Below are 14,295 nucleotides of genomic sequence, written 5' to 3' on the forward strand. Positions count from 1 at the left end.
AACGAAGCGACCAATGGTCATGGGGCACCAGTCCGGTGCACTTTTTCATGCGGTATCGCTCGTTGGTGCCCTACGCTCAATACCTGACCACCTGGACAGGATATTGCTTGCTCAAGGCATCTGTTACCGCCATGCGAGGCCCGCCATGCCATCTCTCGACATTATCATCGCCGGTGCCGGCATGGGCGGCCTCACTGCCGCCCTGGCGCTCGGTCAGGCCGGGCATCGGGTCCGCCTGTTCGAGCGGGCGCAGGACCTAGCCCCCATCGGCGCGGCTCTCTCCATCTGGCCAAACGGCGTCAAGGTGCTCGAACGCCTCGGCCTCGGACCGGCTATCGCGGCGGTGAGCGGCGATATGCAGACCATGAGCTATCACGATCGCGAGGGGCGGTTGCTCACCCGCTTCAGCCTGCTGCCTCTCTATAAGGCGGTCGACCGCCCGGCGCGTCCCATCGCCCGCGCCCACCTGCAGCGACTGCTACTGGACGCCGTGGGGGCCGAACGGGTGACCCTGGGCGTCGCTTGCGAGGATTTCGCACAGGACGCGGACGGCGTGACCGTGCGGCTCAGCGACGGTCGTCGCGAGCGAGCCGATCTGCTGATCGCCGCCGATGGCACCCACTCGCGCTTGCGGGATCGGGTGGTGGGGCAGGCGATCACCCGGGAATACTGTGGCTACGTGAATTGGAATGGCCGGGTCGCCATCGCGCCGGAGCTGGCGGACGAGCACGAATGGGCGCAATTCGTCGGGGATCACCAGCGCGTCTCGCTGATGCCCATGGGCGGCGGCGAATTCTATTTCTTCTTCGATGTGCCCCTGCCCAAGGGCACGCCCAACGAGCGCGATCTGTACCACGCGGAGCTGGCCGCGCACTTCGCCGGCTGGGCACCGCCGGTGCAGCGCCTCATCGAGCGCCTGGATCCTCAGGGCGTGGCTCGTGTGGAAATCTACGATACCCGTCCGCTGCCGACGCTGGTACGGGGGCGGGTGGCCTTGCTGGGCGATTCCGCCCATGCCATGGCGCCGGATCTGGGGCAGGGCGGTTGCCAGGCCATGGAAGACGCCTGGGTGCTGGCGCGGTGCCTGGAGGCAGACGCCGATCCGCGCGTGGCACTCCAGGCCTATGAGCAGGCGCGCCTGGAGCGGGTCGCCGGGATCGTCGAGCGAGCACGCAAGCGCTGCGAGATCACCCATGGCCACGAGCCCTTGGCTACCCAGGCCTGGTACGCTGAATTGGCCCGCGAAACCGGGGAGACGGTGATCGCCGGCCTGCGCAAGACCGCCGATGGCGGCCCGCTGTGAATTAGCCCTGGCCCACGGTGACGATTGGCAGTGCCGGGGGTCGAAAAGCCCACGTCCTCGTCGGAGAGTTAGCCCATGCGTCTGCGTCTCGCCCTGACCCTCGCCAGCTTCGCCATCGCTCCGCTGGCCTTCGCCGCCGATGGCGGCTGCCCCTATCCGCAAACGGTGAAATTCGCCGGGCCCAACTGGGAAAGCGGCATGTTCACCACCGAGGTCCTGCGCCTGCTGGTGGAGAAGGGCTACGGTTGCCAGACCGACAGCGTGCCGGGCAATACCGTGACGCTGGAAAACGCCCTGGCACAAAACGACATCCAGGTCACCGGCGAGCAGTGGGCCGGGCGCAGCCCGGCCTGGCGCGCGGCGGAAAAGGCCGGCAAGGTCTTTGCCGTGGGCGAGACGGTCAAGGGCGCCACCGAAGGCTGGTGGGTGCCGGAATACCTGGTCAAGGGCGATCCCGCTCGCGGTATCAAGGCCAAGGCGCCGGATCTGAAGAGCGTGGCCGATCTGCCCCGCTATAAAGAGCTGTTCCGCGATCCGGAAGAGCCGGGCAAGGGCCGCTTCCTCAACTGCCCGACCGGCTGGACCTGCGAGATCGTCAACAGCCAGAAGCTCAAGGCCTACAAGCTCACCGACAGCTACACCAACTTCCGCACCGGCACCGGCCCTGCGCTGGATGCGGCCATCGCCACCGCCATGCGCCGGGGTGAGCCGGTGCTCTTCTACTATTGGTCGCCGACCCCCTTGATGGGCCGCTACAAGCTGGTTCAGCTGGAAGAACCGCCCTTCAGCGAGAAAGCCTGGGCGACGCTGTCGGATCCCAAGAATCCCGATCCGCTGCCATCGCGCTCGCTGCCGGCCAAGATCACCATCGGCGTCTCCCGCGACCTGCATGACAAGGCGCCAGCTTTGGTGGCGCTGTTCGAAAAGGTCGAATTCCCCCTCGACCAGTTCAACGGCATCCTCGCGGGCATGGCGGAGAAGCGTGAAGACGCCCAGATGGTGGCCAAGCGTTTCCTCAAGGAGCATCCGGAGGTCTGGACATCCTGGCTGCCGGCGGAAAACGCCGAGCGGGTGAAGGCGGCGCTCTAAGTGCAGTGATAGAGGATAATGGCGGTTTTCCGTGCTGGAGCCGCCCATGACCGTTGCCGCCCTTACCATGTACGTCGAGCCCGCCGAGGTGCGCGATGCCTATCGCCAGCTCGCCGAGGCTGTGGCACTACGCCTGGGGACGACGCTCGAACCTGCGCCCGAAGAGCTGCCTGCGCTCTGGAGCCATCCCGAGCTGCTGCTGGCCCAGACCTGCGGCTATCCCTGGGCCACCCGACTGCGCGGCCAGGTGCGCCTGGTGGCTGCGCCGCGTTACCGCTTCGATGGCTGCGAAGGTGCCGAGCATTGCGCCTTCATCCTGGTACCCGAAACCCTCGAAGCGAGCAGCCTCGCGGACCTGCGCGGTAAGCGCGTGGCGCTCAACAGCCTGGATTCCAACACCGGCATGAATCTCCTGCGCCAGGCCGTGGCCCCCCTGACCGAGCGCGGGCGCTTTTTTGGCGAAGTGATCGTCAGCGAGAGCCATGCCAACAGCCTGGCGCTGTTGCAGCAGGGGCACGCCGACGTGGCTGCGGTGGACGCCGTGACCTATGGCTACCTGCAGCGCGCTGAACCCGAGCGAGTGGCCGGTCTGCGCCCGCTGCAGCGTACCCGCCGGAGTCCGGCGCTGCCCTTTATCACCGCGGCCAGTCGTTCCGATGCAGAGGTTCAGGCTTTGCGTGAGGCACTAAGCGACAGCCTGGCCGCCGATCCCAAGCTGGCCGAACGCCTCGCCATCGAGGGCTTCACCGCAGTAGACGAGACGACCTATCTGCCCCTGCTGGACTGGCGCCGCGAGGCGGTGGAGCAGGGCTATCCGGTGATTGCGTAGGTGGGGATGAGACAGCGCCATCATCGAAGCCCAAACATGAAGGATCCAGGCCTGGCACCGTTGCTGCCGCGTTCCGACCCATCGCGGCCATGGGCCGCTCCTACAGGACAGCATGCCTTTGTAGGAGCGACCCATGACCGCGATGAACGCCGTAGGTTGGGTTGAGACGGCTCCATCGTCGAAGCCCAAACATGAAGGGGCCAGGCCTGGCACCGTTGGCGCTACGTTCCGACCCATCGCGGCCATGGGCCGCTCCTACGGGACAGCATGCCTTTGTAGGAGCGGCCCATGGCCGCGATGAGCATCGTAGGTTGGTTGAGACGGCTCCATCGTCGAAGCCCAAACGTGAAGGTGCCAGGCCTGGCACCGTTGCTGCTGCGTTCCGACCCATCGCGGCCATGGGCCGCTCCTACGGGACAGCATGCCTTTGTAGGAGCGGCCCATGGCCGCGATGAGCGTCGTAGGTTGGGCTGAGGCAGCTCCACCGTCGAAGCCCAACATGAGGACTCCGCCCTTTGGGCTTCGCTGCCCTCAGCCAACCTACGCCGGCACTCCCTCCTGCAGCCGCCGAAACTCCATCAGGTCATGGCTGCAGAACAGTGTCAGCCCCAGATCCTGGCGCAGGGAGAGTTCGCGCAGGCGGGCCTGGTTGTCCAGGCGGCTGGCGCGGTCGTCTTCCATCAGGCGCTGGTAGAACCTCAGACCCGGCGTGCAGTGACGCTCGGGGCGGCCCATCTCATCGCGGTAGAAGTAGGCGTCACCGGCGTGCAGCAGCCAGCCGCCCTCATGCTGGATGGCGATGCCGGCATGGCCCGGGGTATGGCCGGGCAGCGGGATCATCAGGATCTCCGGTGGCAGCCCAGGTAGGTCACGCACGCTGGCGAAGCCGTTCCACTGCTCGCCCCGGGGTTCATGGAAATTCCAGTTACGGATCCCTTCCCACTGCGCCGGGCTGTAGCGGCGGCGGCCGATGAAGCCGTGGCGCTGGCGCTGGGCGTCCCACTCACGCTGGAGCACATGGACCTGGGCCTGGGGAAAGTCATCCAGGCCGCCGGCGTGATCGAAATCCAGGTGGGTCAGCACGATATGGCGAACATCGCCCGGACGAAAACCCAGGCGGCGAATCTGCGCCAGGGCGCTGAGCTCGGGGTCGTACTGGATGCGATTCATCAGCCGGAAGAAGGGACTCAGCCGCCGACCGCGCTCCTTGAGGTCGGCTTCACCGAAACCGGTATCCACCAGCACCAGACCGGAGTGGTCCGTCTCCACCAGCAGGCAATGGCAGGCGAGGTGCGCGGCGAGGCCACGGCTGAAACCGTCGTACAGCGCCCCACCCAAGGGGCACATGCAGCCACAGTTGAGGTGATGGATACGCATGGTGGGCTCCGTGAGAATGTTCTCCGGTAGAAGAGGCGAGGGCGGACAAAGTTCGAGCGCAACGGCCGTCCGCTCAGGCGACCCTGCTGGCGCTGATGCTTGCCAGCAAGGGCCGGCAGGCCTAGGGTGGCGACGATCAATCGACCGGAGTACGACTCTTGGGTAGCGACAGCCAGGCGGGCGCCGCCGTCTATTCGCCTCTTACCCTGCGCCTCTACGACGCCTGGGTACTGGGGATTTCCAATCGGTACGCCTGGGGCTGTCCCACCGGCGAGGTCCTGTTGCCGTTCTTCCGCCAGCACGTCGGTCGACGTCATCTTGAGGTGGGCGTGGGCACCGGCTACTACCTGGCCAAGGCGGATCTGCCGGCCGACACCGAGGTCACCCTGCTGGATCTCAATCCCGCCAGTCTCACCGCCGCCCGCGCGCGTCTAGGGCGGCCGGCCCGGACCCTGCGCCACGATGTGCTGGAGCCGCTGGACGCTGCGGTTGGCCCCTTCGATTCCATCGCCCTGTTCTATCTGCTGCACTGCCTGCCGGGCAGCCTGGCGCAGAAGGGGCGGGTGCTCGCCCAGCTCGCACCAGTACTGGCACCCGGTGGCGTGGTATTCGGCGCCACCATCCTGGGCGACGCCGCGGGCCACAACGGCTTCGGCCAACGGCTGATGACCCTGTACAACCGCAAGGGCATCTTCGGCAACGCGGGCGATACCCTGGCGGATCTCGAGCGTGAGTTGCGTCGGCATTTCGGCCAGGTCGAGTTGCGCCAAGTGGGTCGGGTGGCGCTGTTCAGCGCCCGTGAGCCCCACGCAGGCAGTGCCAGAGCCTTCGGCTGAACCCTGAGCCTTCGGCGCTGACCAAGGTAGGATCGCCAGCGGAACGGCTCTGCCGTCCTGGCCCTCCCAGTGCAGACGGAGCCTCTCATGCCCACAGCCTTTCCCCGCCGTTCCCTCCTGGCCGCCGGCCTCTCCCTTGGCCTGCTGGCCGCCGGCACTGCCCAGGCCGACAGCTGGTGCGCCAGCAAGCCGGTGAAGTTCGCCGGGGTGAACTGGGAAAGCGGCATGCTGCTCACCGAACTGATGGGCTTCGTCCTGCAGCACGGCTATGACTGCAAGGTGGACAGCATCCCCGGCAACTCCATCACCCTGGAGCAGGCCCTGGGCAACAACGACATTCAGGTATTCGCCGAGGAGTGGATCGGCCGCAGCGAGGTCTGGAACAAGGCCGCCGCAGCCGGCAAGGTGGTTGGCGTAGGCGCCCCCATCGAAGGCGCCACCGAGGGCTGGTACGTACCGCGCTACCTGGTGGAAGGCAAGGGTGCCAAGGCGCCCAACCTGAAGAGCATCGCCGACCTGGGTCAGTACGCCGAGCTGTTCCGCGATCCGGAAGAGCCTGGCAAGGGGCGCTTCTACAATTGCCCGGCCGGCTGGACCTGCGAGCTGGAAAACACCCAGATGCTGCAGAGCTACGGCCTGAGCGACAAGTACACCAACTTCCGCCCCGGTACCGGACCTGCGCTGGACGCCGCCATCGTCTCGGCCACCCGCCGCAAGCAGCCTATCCTCACCTACTATTGGTCGCCGACGCCGCTGCTGGGCCGGGTCGATATGGTGCAGCTCAAGCCGCGCGACGGCGAGGAGAAGCACATCCAGGTGCAGGCCGGACTCTCCAAACCCTTCCACGACGGCGCTCCTGAACTGGTCGCCGTGCTGAGCCGCGTCAATGTGCCCATCGACCTGCTCAACCGCACCCTGGCCGAACAGGCCGAAGCCAAGCAGGACGCGCCTGCCGCCGCCAAGGCGCTGCTCAAGGCCCATCCCGAACTCTGGCAGGCCTGGGTGACCGACGCGGCAGCGCGCAGCAAGATCCAGGCGGCGCTCTAGGATGTTTCCCGAAGGCCTGACCTTTTCCTTCGCCGACGCCGTCAATCGCGGCGTCGACTGGCTGGTGACCCGCTACGGCGATGTCTTCCGCACCGTCTCCGACACCCTGCTGCAGGCCATCGTCTGGCTCGAAGGCCTGCTGCGCAGCACCCCCTGGTGGGCGCTGTTGCTGATCGTCGCGGCCCTGGCCGCCCATGCCACCCGGCGGGTACTGCCGACCCTGCTGATCACCGGTCTGCTGTTCCTGGTCGGCGCCCTGGGGCTCTGGGACAAGCTGATGCAGACCCTGGCCCTGGTGCTGGTGGCCACCGCCATCGCGGTGATCATCGGCATACCCCTGGGTATCCTCTGCGCCCGCAGCGCCCGCCTGCGCCTGGTGTTGATGCCGCTGCTGGACATCATGCAGACCATGCCCAGCTTCGTGTACCTGATCCCGGTGCTGATGCTGTTCGGCCTGGGCAAGGTGCCGGCGATCTTCGCCACGGTGATCTATGCCGCACCACCCTTGATCCGCCTCACCGACCTGGGTATCCGCCAGGTCGATCGCGAGGTCATGGAAGCGGTCAACGCCTTTGGCGCCAGTCGCTGGCAGCAGCTGTTCGGCGTCCAGTTGCCGCTGGCGCTGCCGAGCATCATGGCCGGCATCAACCAGACCACCATGATGGCGCTGTCCATGGTGGTGATCGCCTCCATGATCGGCGCCCGCGGCCTCGGTGAGGAGGTGCTGGTGGGCATCCAGACGTTGGACGTGGGCAAGGGCCTGCAGGCGGGCCTGGCCATCGTCATCCTGGCCGTGGTGATCGACCGCATCACCCAGGCCTACGGTCGCCAGCGCCACGAGGTAGAGCGATGAAAATCGTCGTCGAACGGGTCTCCAAGATCTTCGGCAAGCGCGAACAGGCGGCCCTGGCGCTGCTCCGCGAGGGGCACGACAAGGCCGAGATCCTCGCGCGCACCGGTTGCGTGGTGGGCGTGGACGACCTGTCCCTGGAGATCGCCGAGGGCGAGATCTTCGTCATCATGGGACTGTCTGGGTCCGGCAAGTCGACCCTGGTGCGTCACTTCAACCGGCTGATCGACCCTAGCAGCGGGCGCATCCTCATCGATGGTCAGGACATCCTGCAGCTACCGCTGCCGGCCCTGCGCGAGTTGCGGCGTCAGCGCATCAGCATGGTGTTCCAGAGCTTTGGCCTCTTGCCGCACCGACGGGTGCTGGACAACGTCGCCTACGGCCTCAAGGTCCGCGGCGAGCCCAAGGCGGTCTGCCGGGAACGGGCACTGCACTGGCTGGAGGTAGTCGGCCTGGCCGGCTACGAAGGCAAGTGGCCGCATCAGCTCTCCGGTGGCATGCGCCAGCGGGTCGGCCTGGCTCGCGCCCTGGCCACGGATACCGAGATCATCCTGATGGACGAGGCCTTTTCCGCCCTCGATCCGCTGATCCGTGCCGAGATGCAGGAACAACTGCTGGAATTGCAACAGCGGCTGCACAAGACCATCGTCTTCATCACCCATGACCTGGACGAGGCACTGCGCCTGGGCAATCGCATCGCCATCCTGCGCGACGGTCGCCTGGTGCAGGTGGGTACTCCCGCGGACATCCTCGGCCAGCCGGCCGACGACTACGTGGCCCGCTTCGTCCAGCGGCGTACCGCTGCGACAGTTTGAAACAATTGTGGCAGAGGCCTTCACGAGCATTTCACAGGCGTGACGCTCTGATGGTGAGACCTGCGGCCTGACCCTGTCAGGCCTTTCTCTTCCCACTGGAACCGCGCCGCAATGGACTATCTGCTACAACTCGCCGCTGACCCTACCGTCTGGGCCGCGCTGGCCACCCTGATCGTGATGGAGGTGGTGCTCGGCATCGACAACCTGATCTTCATCTCCATCCTGACCAACAAGCTGCCTGTCCACCAACAGCAGAAGGGCCGTCGCATCGGCATCAGCCTGGCGCTGGTCCTGCGTCTGGGTCTACTCGGTACCGTGGCCTGGATCGTCCAGCTCACCGAGCCGATCATCGAGGTCTTCGGCAAGAGCTTTTCCTGGAAAGACCTGATCCTCATCGCCGGTGGCCTGTTCCTGTTGTGGAAGGCGACCAAGGAGATCCATCACAACGTCGACCCCGAGCCCGACAGCGCCCTGACCAAGGGCGGCGAGACGGCGACCCTGGCGTTCGGCTCCGCCATCGTGCAGATCCTCTTGCTGGACCTGGTGTTCTCGGTGGACAGCATCATCACCGCCGTGGGCATGACCGAGCACCTGCCGGTGATGGTGATCGCGGTGGTGGTGGCGGTGACCGTCATGTTGCTGGCGGCCGACCCCCTGGCCAAGTTCATCGACAGGAACCCCACTGTCGTGATGCTGGCGCTGGGTTTCCTGATCATGATCGGCATGACCCTGATCGCCGAAGGCTTCGGCGCCCATGTACCCAAGGGCTACATCTATGCAGCCATGGCCTTCTCGGCGCTGATCGAAGGTCTGAACATGCTGTCGCGGCGGGCCAAGCGTCGCCAGCAGCCAGCTGGCAAATGAGAAAAAGGCGTGCCGGAAGGCTTTGTTACATTCCGGCACGTCTATTGCTAACTATAACTTGAGAACCTAGGCACTATCGTTCTAGCCCCTTGTCATAGCAGCGTCACACGTGAGGTTTACAACTGAAGTCATGAACATACAAGCCCAAGCCCAGAACGCCATGCATGCCCTCAGCGCCGCCTTCGCGCCGATGAGCTGCGTCATCGACGCCCCCAGCAAGCGTGGTTTTTCCTTCATCGTCGTCAACGAGCATGGCGTGGCCAAGCACACCCGCCGGATCTACCGCGACGAATACAGCACCCCGAGCCGCCTGCAGGCCATCATCGACAGTACCCGTCTGGCCATCGCCGGCTGAGATTCAGCCGGCTTCCGCTTTACCCTTCCCGCCTCATCTTCTGCGCCCCACCCGGGCTACGGGTGTACCGGCGGCAGATACGCCAGCGTTCCCCCCAACAGCCACAGCAGCACCAGCACCAGGGGTGCATGGACCAGCAGCTGCACGAAGGAAAAGCCGACCAGGTCGCGCGCCTTTAGCCCCAGCACGCCCAGCAGCGGCAGCATGTAGAAGGGATTGATCAGATTCGGCAGTGCCTCGGCGGCGTTGTAGATCTGTACCGCCCAGCCCAGGTGATACTGCAGGTCGTTGGCTACCTGCATCACATAGGGCGCCTCGATGATCCACTTGCCCCCGCCCGAGGGGATGAAGAACCCCAGCAGCGCCGAATAGACCCCCATCAACAGGGCGTAGGTGTCGTGGGTGGCGATCTGGGTGAAGAACGCGGCGATATGGTGCGCCAGGGTCTGGCCGTCGGTGCCGTTGACCTTGGTCAGGATGGCGGCGATGGACCCGTACAGCGGGAACTGGATCAGCACCCCGGTGGTGGCGGGCACGGCCCGGGCCACGGCGTCGAGGAAATGCCGCGGCCGCCAGTGCAGTAGGGCCCCCACGCTGATGAACAGCAGGTTGTAGGTGTTCAGCCCGGAGATGGCTTCGATGGCCGGCTTGCTGGCGAATTCCTGTACCAGCCAGCCGGCGGCCAGCAAGACCAGCAGCACAATCAAGATCGGACTGTATTCGAGCCATTCGCCCGGACGGGTCGGCTTGTCGGCGGCCTTGGGCGCCGGGGTGACATCGACGCCACAGGCGCGGGCATCGCGCGCGCTGTCCGGACCCGGTGCGGTGACATAGGCGATCACCGCCGAGACCACCAGCAGCACCAGCAGCAGGGCCCCGGATTGCCAGAGGAACAGCGTCTGGCTGAAGGGGATCACCCCGGTAATGGCCAGGATCGACGGGGGCAGACTGGCCGGGTTGGCCTGCAGCTGCGCCGCCGAAGACGACAGCCCCAGGGCCCAGACCGCGCCCAGGCCGAGGTAGGCGGCGGCACCGGCGGCACGATAGTCCATCTTGAGTTCTTCACGTCGCGCCAAGGCGCGCACCAGCAGGCCGCCGAACACCAGGCTCAGGCCCCAGTTGAGCAGGGAGGCGAGCATGGCGACCAGGGCCACCCAGCACACCGCACCACGCCCGGTCCGGGGCACCCGCGCCAGCCGCTCGATTAGCCGCGCCGCCGGCCCGGAGCTGGCGACCACATAGCCGCCGATGACCACGAAGGCCATCTGCATGGTGAAGGGAATCAGGCTCCAGAAACCGTCGCCGAAGGCCTTGGCGGTCTTGGCCGCCGGCGCCCCCATGCCAAGGGCGGCCAGGGCCACCACGGCCACGGCGAGCACGGCGAACACCCAGGAATCGGGAAACCAGCGTTCGGCCCAGTTGGAACAGGCCAGGGCGAACCGCGCGCTGCGCGAGTCGCGGGAAGGGGTTGAGCTCATGGTGGATCCTTTTGTTGTTGTTTTGGACAGGGACATCAGGCGTAGGGTGGAAAACGGCGCAGCCTTTTCCACGCGTTGAGGTCATATCGCGGCCATGGGCCGCTCCTACAGGAACTTTCGACCTGTAGGAGCGGCCCATGGCCGCGATCAACCCACTACCGCCGCTCCACCGCCAGGGCCACACCCTGGCCACCACCGATGCATAGAGTCGCCAGACCCCTCCGCCCCTCACGGCGACGCAGTTCGTGGAGCAGGGTTACCAGCACCCGGCAACCGGAGGCGCCGATGGGGTGGCCCAGGGCGATGGCGCCGCCGTTGACGTTGACCTTCTCGCCATCCCAGCCCAGCTCCTGACCTACGGCCAGGGCCTGGGCGGCGAAGGCTTCGTTGGCTTCGATCAAATCGACGTCGGCCAGCTGCCAGCCGGCTTTTTCCAGCGTCTTCCGGGTCGCCGACACCGGGCCGATGCCCATGATCGCCGGGTCTACCCCGGCGCTGGCATAGGCGGCGATATGGGCGAGCGGCGTGAGCCCCAGGGCAGTGGCCTTGGCGGCGCTCATCACCAGCACCGCAGCGGCACCGTCGTTGAGACTGGAGGCGTTGCCCGCAGTGACGCTGCCGTCCTTGGTGAAAGCCGGCCGGAGGCGCGCCAGCCCCTCGGCGGTCGTATCGGCGCGGATACCCTCGTCGGTGGCGAACAGCAGCGGCTCGCCCCTGCGCTGGGGAATGGAAATCGGCGTGATCTCCTCCTGGAAACGCCCGGATTCCACCGCTGCCGCCGCGCGCTGCTGGGAGCGGGCGGCAAAGGCGTCCTGGGCCTCGCGGCTGATCTGGTACTGCTGCACCAGATTCTCGGCGGTCTGGCCCATGTGGTAGTCGTTGAAGGCATCCCACAGGCCATCGCTGAGCATGGTGTCGACCAGCTCGGCATGGCCCAGCCGCAAGCCGGTGCGCACCTTGGGCAGCACATAGGGCGCCAGGCTCATGTTCTCCATGCCGCCGGCGACAACGATCTCGGCGTCGCCGCAGCGGATCGCCTGGACGGCCAGTTGCACCGCCTTTAGGCCGGAGCCGCAGACCTTGTTCAGGGTCAGGGCCGGCACCTCATGGGGCAGGCCGGCCTTAACCGCCGCCTGGCGCGCCGGATTCTGGCCCGCACCGGCGGTGAGCACCTGGCCAAGGATCACCTCGTCAACCTGGGCCGGGTCTACGCCGGTCTGCTCCAGTAGAGCCCGGATCACCTGGGCGCCCAGTTCCACCGCGGGCACATTGGCCAGGGAGCCCTGAAAACTGCCGACCGCGGTGCGGGTAGCGGCGACGATGACGACGTCTTGCATGATGGGGGTCTCCTCAAGCCTGGATGGGGGCGCCGGTGGCGGCGCGCAGTTCATCGAGGCTCACGCCGTCGGCTAGTTCCACCAGCCTGAGGCCGCCTTCGGTCACCTCCAGTACGGCCAGGTCGGTGATGATCAGGTCGACCACGCCGACCCCGGTCAGCGGCAGGTCGCAGGCGGGCAGGATCTTGTGGGCGCCCTTGGCGGTGTGCTCCATCAGCACCACCACGCGCTGCACGCCGGCCACCAGGTCCATGGCGCCGCCCATGCCCTTGACCATCTTGCCGGGGATCATCCAGTTGGCCAGATCGCCTTTTTCCGACACCTGCATGGCGCCCAGGATGGCCAGGTTCACATGGCCGCCGCGGATCATGCCGAAGCTGGTGGCGCTGTCGAAATAGCTGCTGCCGGGCAGGGCGGTGACGGTCTGCTTGCCGGCGTTGATCAGGTCCGGATCGACCGTCTCGGCGGTGGGGAAGGGGCCGATGCCGAGCAGGCCGTTTTCCGACTGCAGCCAGACGTCCATGCCGGCAGGGATGTAGTTGGCGACGAGGGTCGGCAAGCCGATGCCGAGGTTGACGTAGAAGCCGTCCTGCAGCTCCCGGGCGGCGCGTTGCGCCATCTGTTCGCGGGTCCAGGCCATCTTACTTCTCCTCGCTCAGGGTGCGTTTCTCGATGCGTTTCTCGGGGCTTGCGTTGACCACCAGGCGCTGCACGAAGATGCCGGGCAGGTGGATCTGGTCGGGATCCAGCTCGCCGACTTCCACCAGCTCTTCCACCTCGGCGATGCAGACGCGACCGGCCATGGCGCACAGCGGGTTGAAGTTGCGCGCGGTCTTGTTGAACACCAGGTTGCCGGCCTTGTCGGCGCGCAGCGCCTTGACCAGGGCTACGTCGGCGGTCAGCGCCAGTTCCATGACATGGGGCTGGCCATTGAAGTCGCGCACCTCCTTGCCCTCGGCCACCAGGGTGCCGTAGCCGGTACGGGTATAGAACGCCGGAATGCCCGCGCCACCGGCGCGCAGCTTCTCGGCCAGGGTCCCCTGGGGCGTGAATTCCAGTTCCAGCTCACCGGCCAGGTACTGGCGCTCGAACTCCTTGTTCTCGCCCACGTAGGAGGAAATCATCTTGCGGATCTGCCGGGTCTCCAGCAGTTGGCCGAGCCCGAAGCCGTCCACCCCGGCGTTGTTGCTGATGGCGGTCAGCTCGCGGGCACCGGTATCGCGCAGGGCGGCGATCAGCGCCTCGGGGATACCGCAGAGGCCGAAGCCGCCCACGGCCAGGGTAATGCCGTCGCTGACCAGCCCGTCGAGGGCAGCCGCGGCGTTGGGGTAGAGCTTGTTCATGGCAGAAATCCTCTTGTCGTTATTGAGCGGTCCAGCCGCCGTCCATGGTCCAGGCGGCGCCGCGCACCTGGGCGGCGGTGTCGCTGCACAGGAAAAGTGCCAGCTCGCCCAGCTGGTCGGTGGTGACGAATTCCTGCGACGGCTGCTTCTCGCTGAGCAGGTCGCGACGGGCCTGGTCCGGGTCGCTGCCCCGGCTGTCCAGCTGCTGCTGGATCAGCGGGGTGAGCACGAAACCCGGACAGAGCGCGTTGCAGGTGATACCGGTGCGGGCGGTCTCCAGGGCGGTGACCTTGGTCAGGCCCACCACCCCGTGCTTGGCGGCGACGTAGGCGGCCTTGCCGGTGGAGGCGACCAGGCCGTGCACCGAGGAGATGTTGACGATGCGGCCCCAGTCGCGCTCGCGCATGCTCGGCAGCGCCAGGCGGGTGGTGTGGAAGACCGCCGAGAGATTGAGGGCGATCACCGCGTCCCAGCGCTCCACCGGAAAGTCTTCCACCGGTGCCACGTGTTGGATGCCGGCGTTGTTGACCAGGATATCCACGCCGCCGAAGTCGCGGCTGGCGTAGGTGAAAAGGTCTGCTATCTCGTCCGGCTTGGACAGGTCGGCGGCGTGGAAGCCAGTACGGCCGGCGATGCTGGCTTGCGCGGGCGCAGGGTCGCCGAAGCCGTTGAGAATGAGCGTGGCGCCCGCGGCAGCCAGGCGCTGGGCGATGCCCAGGCCGATGCCGCTGGTGGAGCCGGTGACCAGGGCGGTCTTGCCGGTAAGGTCCAT

General features: G+C 66.5%; 15 protein-coding genes. 9 read left to right on the top strand and 6 right to left on the bottom strand.

Features of this window, described 5'->3' with window-relative positions; all coding sequences use genetic code 11:
* Positions 1 to 145: 145 nt before the first annotated feature.
* The 3 genes from hpxO (at position 146) to ACWPW1_RS08720 (ending at position 3,221) form a co-directional block, all read left to right on the top strand.
* On the top strand, positions 146 to 1,303 hold the full coding sequence (gene hpxO / locus ACWPW1_RS08710; RefSeq protein WP_454252795.1) for an FAD-dependent urate hydroxylase HpxO: 1,158 nt from the start codon (positions 146 to 148) through the stop codon (positions 1,301 to 1,303).
* Between the two features lie 75 nt (positions 1,304 to 1,378).
* Positions 1,379 to 2,392, top strand: coding sequence for an ABC transporter substrate-binding protein (locus ACWPW1_RS08715; RefSeq protein ID WP_454252796.1), 1,014 nt, complete (start codon positions 1,379 to 1,381; stop codon positions 2,390 to 2,392).
* A 46-nt stretch (positions 2,393 to 2,438) separates the two neighbouring features.
* Complete coding sequence (locus ACWPW1_RS08720) at positions 2,439 to 3,221, top strand: phosphate/phosphite/phosphonate ABC transporter substrate-binding protein (RefSeq protein WP_454252797.1); 783 nt, start codon at positions 2,439 to 2,441, stop codon at positions 3,219 to 3,221.
* A 540-nt stretch (positions 3,222 to 3,761) separates the two neighbouring features.
* On the opposite strand, the gene ACWPW1_RS08725 is transcribed toward ACWPW1_RS08720, so the two are convergent.
* Positions 3,762 to 4,598 carry an MBL fold metallo-hydrolase gene (locus ACWPW1_RS08725; RefSeq protein WP_454252798.1) on the bottom strand — a complete coding sequence of 279 codons (837 nt, stop codon included), beginning with the start codon at positions 4,596 to 4,598 and terminating at the stop codon, positions 3,762 to 3,764.
* Positions 4,599 to 4,756: 158 nt separating this feature from the next.
* Between ACWPW1_RS08725 and ACWPW1_RS08730 the strand changes: the two genes are divergently transcribed.
* The 6 genes from ACWPW1_RS08730 (at position 4,757) to ACWPW1_RS08755 (ending at position 9,365) form a co-directional block, all read left to right on the top strand.
* The gene (locus ACWPW1_RS08730; protein WP_454252799.1) at positions 4,757 to 5,434 is read left to right on the top strand and encodes a class I SAM-dependent methyltransferase; all 678 of its coding nucleotides are present in this window, start codon (positions 4,757 to 4,759) and stop codon (positions 5,432 to 5,434) included.
* Between the two features lie 87 nt (positions 5,435 to 5,521).
* Positions 5,522 to 6,481, top strand: a complete 960-nt coding sequence (locus tag ACWPW1_RS08735; RefSeq protein WP_059314346.1) for an ABC transporter substrate-binding protein — start codon at positions 5,522 to 5,524, stop codon at positions 6,479 to 6,481.
* A gap of 1 nt (position 6,482) precedes the next feature.
* Positions 6,483 to 7,334 carry an ABC transporter permease gene (locus ACWPW1_RS08740; RefSeq protein ID WP_059314347.1) on the top strand — a complete coding sequence of 284 codons (852 nt, stop codon included), beginning with the start codon at positions 6,483 to 6,485 and terminating at the stop codon, positions 7,332 to 7,334.
* Entirely contained in the window at positions 7,331 to 8,146 is an 816-nt protein-coding gene (locus ACWPW1_RS08745; RefSeq protein WP_454252800.1) for a quaternary amine ABC transporter ATP-binding protein, read from the top strand. The genes ACWPW1_RS08740 and ACWPW1_RS08745 overlap by 4 nt, the downstream gene beginning before the upstream one ends.
* Positions 8,147 to 8,257: 111 nt before the next feature.
* A complete protein-coding gene (locus ACWPW1_RS08750; protein ID WP_059314349.1) occupies positions 8,258 to 9,010 on the top strand; it encodes a TerC family protein in 753 nt (250 codons plus the stop codon).
* 130 nt (positions 9,011 to 9,140) lie between these two features.
* A complete protein-coding gene (locus ACWPW1_RS08755) occupies positions 9,141 to 9,365 on the top strand; it encodes a hypothetical protein (RefSeq protein ID WP_059314350.1) in 225 nt (74 codons plus the stop codon).
* A 56-nt stretch (positions 9,366 to 9,421) separates the two neighbouring features.
* On the opposite strand, the gene ACWPW1_RS08760 is transcribed toward ACWPW1_RS08755, so the two are convergent.
* The 5 genes from ACWPW1_RS08760 to ACWPW1_RS08780 all read right to left on the bottom strand — a co-directional run bounded on the left by ACWPW1_RS08760 (position 9,422) and on the right by ACWPW1_RS08780 (position 14,295).
* The gene (locus ACWPW1_RS08760; protein ID WP_271654435.1) at positions 9,422 to 10,843 is read right to left on the bottom strand and encodes a short-chain fatty acid transporter; all 1,422 of its coding nucleotides are present in this window, start codon (positions 10,841 to 10,843) and stop codon (positions 9,422 to 9,424) included.
* 155 nt (positions 10,844 to 10,998) lie between these two features.
* Positions 10,999 to 12,180 (bottom strand): acetyl-CoA C-acetyltransferase, encoded by a 1,182-nt coding sequence (locus ACWPW1_RS08765; protein ID WP_454252801.1) that lies wholly within the window; start codon positions 12,178 to 12,180, stop codon positions 10,999 to 11,001.
* Positions 12,181 to 12,193: 13 nt separating this feature from the next.
* Positions 12,194 to 12,820, bottom strand: a complete 627-nt coding sequence (locus ACWPW1_RS08770) for a CoA transferase subunit B (RefSeq protein WP_271654437.1) — start codon at positions 12,818 to 12,820, stop codon at positions 12,194 to 12,196.
* A gap of 1 nt (position 12,821) precedes the next feature.
* A complete protein-coding gene (locus tag ACWPW1_RS08775) occupies positions 12,822 to 13,523 on the bottom strand; it encodes a CoA transferase subunit A (RefSeq protein ID WP_271654438.1) in 702 nt (233 codons plus the stop codon).
* Between the two features lie 19 nt (positions 13,524 to 13,542).
* Positions 13,543 to 14,295: a 3-hydroxybutyrate dehydrogenase gene (locus ACWPW1_RS08780; protein ID WP_454252802.1), complete on the bottom strand. Its 753-nt coding sequence runs from the start codon at positions 14,293 to 14,295 to the stop codon at positions 13,543 to 13,545.

It is taken from the genome of Pseudomonas sp. Marseille-Q7302, assembly GCF_965111925.1.

Bases quoted from the DNA above. Each gene is read 5' to 3' on its own strand.
- hpxO (WP_454252795.1), top strand. From the start codon at position 146: ATGCCATCTCTCGACATTATCATCGCCGGTGCCGGCATGGGCGGCCTC.
- ACWPW1_RS08715 (WP_454252796.1), top strand. From the start codon at position 1,379: ATGCGTCTGCGTCTCGCCCTGACCCTCGCCAGCTTCGCCATCGCTCCG.
- ACWPW1_RS08720 (WP_454252797.1), top strand. From the start codon at position 2,439: ATGACCGTTGCCGCCCTTACCATGTACGTCGAGCCCGCCGAGGTGCGC.
- ACWPW1_RS08725 (WP_454252798.1), bottom strand. From the start codon at position 4,598: ATGCGTATCCATCACCTCAACTGTGGCTGCATGTGCCCCTTGGGTGGG.
- ACWPW1_RS08735 (WP_059314346.1), top strand. From the start codon at position 5,522: ATGCCCACAGCCTTTCCCCGCCGTTCCCTCCTGGCCGCCGGCCTCTCC.
- ACWPW1_RS08740 (WP_059314347.1), top strand. From the start codon at position 6,483: ATGTTTCCCGAAGGCCTGACCTTTTCCTTCGCCGACGCCGTCAATCGC.
- ACWPW1_RS08745 (WP_454252800.1), top strand. From the start codon at position 7,331: ATGAAAATCGTCGTCGAACGGGTCTCCAAGATCTTCGGCAAGCGCGAA.
- ACWPW1_RS08750 (WP_059314349.1), top strand. From the start codon at position 8,258: ATGGACTATCTGCTACAACTCGCCGCTGACCCTACCGTCTGGGCCGCG.
- ACWPW1_RS08755 (WP_059314350.1), top strand. From the start codon at position 9,141: ATGAACATACAAGCCCAAGCCCAGAACGCCATGCATGCCCTCAGCGCC.
- ACWPW1_RS08760 (WP_271654435.1), bottom strand. From the start codon at position 10,843: ATGAGCTCAACCCCTTCCCGCGACTCGCGCAGCGCGCGGTTCGCCCTG.
- ACWPW1_RS08765 (WP_454252801.1), bottom strand. From the start codon at position 12,180: ATGCAAGACGTCGTCATCGTCGCCGCTACCCGCACCGCGGTCGGCAGT.
- ACWPW1_RS08770 (WP_271654437.1), bottom strand. From the start codon at position 12,820: ATGGCCTGGACCCGCGAACAGATGGCGCAACGCGCCGCCCGGGAGCTG.
- ACWPW1_RS08775 (WP_271654438.1), bottom strand. From the start codon at position 13,523: ATGAACAAGCTCTACCCCAACGCCGCGGCTGCCCTCGACGGGCTGGTC.
- ACWPW1_RS08780 (WP_454252802.1), bottom strand. From the start codon at position 14,295: ATGGACCTTACCGGCAAGACCGCCCTGGTCACCGGCTCCACCAGCGGC.